The organism is Bacillus cereus group sp. BfR-BA-01524 (assembly GCF_022662595.1).
In the GTDB taxonomy this organism is placed as follows: domain Bacteria; phylum Bacillota; class Bacilli; order Bacillales; family Bacillaceae_G; genus Bacillus_A; species Bacillus_A thuringiensis_S.
Genome location: NZ_JAKUDW010000360.1, coordinates 1 through 293 on the forward strand (window position 1 = coordinate 1; position 293 = coordinate 293).

Consider the following 293-nt stretch of genomic DNA (forward strand, 5'->3'; position numbering starts at 1 on the left):
CTATATACTCGAAAAGAGGAGATGTCTGCTATGACCTCTTCTCTTTTCGATTTGTTGAACAATCCTGTGGTAAATGAAATTATATCAACGATTTTTCGAATATATCTATCATAACTTACAATATATCAACGATTTTTAAAATATATCTATCAAAACTCACAATATATCAACGATTCGACAAGAAATATCGATTTACAGACAAAAATCGATATCCCTTCCTAAACCGTCATCTTCCAACTAGATAACGCTAACCAATTCTCCATCTCCTTATAATCAGGCATTATCTTCCCGAC

1 pseudogene is annotated in these 293 nt (G+C 32.4%); it reads right to left on the reverse strand.

Annotation, left to right across the window (positions count from 1 at the left end):
• Positions 1-218: 218 nt before the first annotated feature.
• Positions 219-293, reverse strand: a pseudogene (locus MR170_RS31470) (M48 family peptidase); the annotation flags it as partial.